The 3,288-nt window shown below is 38.6% G+C and carries 3 protein-coding genes; 1 reads left to right on the top strand and 2 read right to left on the bottom strand.

What is annotated here, in order from left to right:
* Positions 1 to 527 (top strand): penicillin-binding transpeptidase domain-containing protein (locus tag PHO43_RS09760; protein ID WP_288012128.1); only part of this gene is annotated, 527 nt, incomplete at its 5' end.
* Between the two features lie 95 nt (positions 528 to 622).
* Here PHO43_RS09760 and PHO43_RS09755 read toward each other — a convergent pair.
* The gene (locus PHO43_RS09755; RefSeq protein WP_288012126.1) at positions 623 to 2,716 is read right to left on the bottom strand and encodes a M56 family metallopeptidase; all 2,094 of its coding nucleotides are present in this window, start codon (positions 2,714 to 2,716) and stop codon (positions 623 to 625) included.
* A gap of 29 nt (positions 2,717 to 2,745) precedes the next feature.
* A complete protein-coding gene (locus tag PHO43_RS09750) occupies positions 2,746 to 3,108 on the bottom strand; it encodes a BlaI/MecI/CopY family transcriptional regulator (RefSeq protein WP_045089009.1) in 363 nt (120 codons plus the stop codon).
* Positions 3,109 to 3,288 lie beyond the last annotated feature (180 nt).

The raw sequence follows: 3,288 nt of genomic DNA, 5'->3' as shown, positions 1-3,288 counted from the left end.
GCATACGTGTTGAACCACTGCTGGTTACCCGTATTGAGGATTCATACGGCAATGAGATTTCAGCTTTTGTTCCCCGAATGAAGGAAATATTCAGTGAATCAACATCTTACAAGATGCTGGATATGCTAACAGCAGTAGTTGATGGAGGTACAGGTAACCGTCTACGCTGGAGATACAACTTAAAAGGTGCTATGGGTGGTAAAACTGGTACAACCAATAACAACTCCGACGGTTGGTTTATGTCGTTCACACCAGATCTTGTTGCAGGTGCCTGGGTAGGAGGAGAAGAACGCTCGATACATTTCGATCAGATGGCATATGGTCAGGGAGCCAGTATGGCGCTTCCCCTGCATGGTCTCTTCTACCAGAAGGTGTATGCCGATCCTGAACTGAACTATACTGATGATGGCAAATTTGATATCCCGGAAGATTTCAATCCCTGCGCAGGATCAGAGAGATACTCACCTGACTTTTACAAAAGTACCGAGCCTGTACAAAGCGAAGGAATTGATGATATATTCAATTAAAAAACATAACGGGAGACTCATTACTGAAAGCTCCCGTTTGAAGTGATTGTTTGAAAGAAAAACTCCCCGTGGGGGAGTTTTTTTATAAACTTTTATCATGAAGCATACCCAACTACAACAATAGCATTTTCGGGTAATGGTGGACCATCATAAGGTTTTGTGTTATCACCTTGCAAGCGAAATTGCACAGTTAAAGTAGCAACACTGGTGGTACCCTTGCCATCAATTCTACTGGGTGTCCAGTCAGGCATCCCCTCAATAATTCGCTGTACTTCCCTCCCCAGCAAAGGATCAGCTCCATTTGTTATATCAATGAATTCAACTTTTCCATTAGAAAGAATTCTATATCTTGCTAAAACCAATCCCTGAATACCGTTTTCCTGAGCAATAACAGGATACTTAATGCTCTCAGTTAAATATTTAAAATATGCACTCTCTCCACCTGGAAATTCGGCCTCTACAAAACTATCCTTAATTCTTTGAAGCTCCTCTTTTTTCTCTTCTGATAAAGGCTTATTATCAAGTCTGAATTCCAAAGGAAGAGTGTATCTCACATTAACAGCTTGTCCTCTCTGCTTGCCGGGTTTCCAGGCAGGCATTGACTTTAAAACTCTTACAGCTTCTGCATCCAGCAATGGATCAACACCTCTAACAACATTAACATCGTCAATAGATCCATCTTTCATTACAACGAAATTGCAAATTACCCTGCCCTGTATGCCTTTGGCTTTTGCTTCATCCGGATAAACTATGCTTTCTGACAAAAATTTCATCATTGCTTCCAATCCTCCCGGATATTCAGGTTGTTGCTCAACTACTACAAATACTTCAGATGGTTCCGGCATCACTTTCTGATCACCTTTCTCACCATCTGTCATTCTATTCCTGTCTTCAGTTGTTAACAATTTATTCTGGGAATCCTCAGCAGATATCCTGAATACCACAGGCAATGTATACCTCACATTAACAGCTTGTCCTCTCTGCTTGCCGGGTTTCCAGGCAGGCATTGACTTTAAAACTCTTACAGCTTCTGCATCAAGCAATGGATCAACACCTCTAACAACATTAACATCGTCAATAGATCCATCTTTCATTACAACGAAATTGCAAATTACCCTGCCCTGTATGCCTTTGGCTTTTGCTTCATCCGGATAAACTATGCTGTCTGACAAAAATTTCATCATTGCTTCCTGTCCTCCCGGATATTCAGGTTGCTCCTCAACAACTACAAATATTTCTTCTGTTACTTCTTTCTTTACAGGTGGGGGTTCCTGAAGACTCTGATCTTTCTCACCGGCATACGAACTGTTTGCAGCAATCAGAATAAAGAATATAGGCAAAATGGTTAAGTATTTAGCCAACTTCAGTGAAGAAGACCTGGTTTTATTCATCATCATAATTCTCTGTTTTAATTGTGATACATTAAAGTTATTTACTATCTGAACTGCAGTTTCATGATAAGTCAATCGTAACAGGTGATATTGATACTCCCTGCTGTCAACGCCCTCTCTAAGCACACCTACATCGGCAAGGTACTCAAGGTTCATTGCCATTTCTCGCTTTAGAAGCCAAACAGCGGGATTCCACCATGAAAAAAGTAATATAGATTCCACAAGCATTATATCGAGAGAGTGTTTTTCACTTACGTGTGTATGCTCATGAATTATAATTTGCTCCAATTCCTCCTTTGAGTGCATTTCTGAGTTTATAAAGATCATCCCGAAGAACGAAAATGGAGTTATATTATCTTTAAGATCGTAAACCTTTATACCCAAGACCTCTGTCTCTTCACTCTTTAATCGAATCCTGAAGATTGAAATCAGTTGCCATAAAAATCTTAGGATAAAGAAGATCGTCACAGCTATATAAAGTGTGATAAAGATCTGCTCCCAGGGGATATTTAACGAGGCAGCTTCTGCTTCCGATTCTTCAACCATCACTTCAAGTGTTGGTGCCTCAAAGAAAACTGTTGCTTCAACCGTCTGAGGCTCACTGAATCTGAAATTCCAGAAATCACTCAATCCGGGAACAACCAAAAGTGGGTATATAACTGAAAAGAGTAATGCCGAGAGGAAATAGAACCTCCTGATTTTCAAAAACGTATCTCTTTTAAACAGAAGTGTAAAAAGGAGATAGAACAGCACCAATGCAAAATTAACCTGTAAAATGTATACTAATATTGGATGCATGATCGCTGATTTTTAGTGTGTTTAAATTTCTACCTCTGACTATTTTCGATTAGGCGCACAATCTCTTGAAGATCATCAGCACTAATCTTCTGCTCTTTCGCAAAGAAAGATACCAGCTCTTTGTATGAGTTATCGAAATAACTTTTCACTACATCAGACAAAAAGTGTTTTTTATATGCTGATTCTGTAATTTTTGGCTTATACACTTTTACGTTACCGAATCTTCTTTTTGTCAAATATCCTTTATTCTCAAGATTATTGAATATTGATGCAACAGTTGTATATGGCTGACGGGGTTCCTCCATCCTTTCAACAACATCTTTAATTGCACATTCATTAAGCTGCCACACATGCAACATCACATTTTCTTCCTGAGGTGTTAATCGTTCCATAATCATTTATTTTTAGACTACTTCAAATAATCAATATTATTACATCACAAATGTACGATATTTTCGTAATAATCAAATGTTTTCGTATTTTTTTATAGTTAAATAATTATAACACCCTAAATCTGACCTAAAAAGGATTTTACCAAACTCTTGCATTGGCCTTACCTTCTTCTTATATAC

It is taken from the genome of Lascolabacillus sp. (assembly GCF_028696275.1).
Lineage (GTDB): Bacteria > Bacteroidota > Bacteroidia > Bacteroidales > Dysgonomonadaceae > Proteiniphilum > Proteiniphilum massiliensis.
This window is presented reverse-complemented; position numbering and strand designations above follow the sequence as displayed.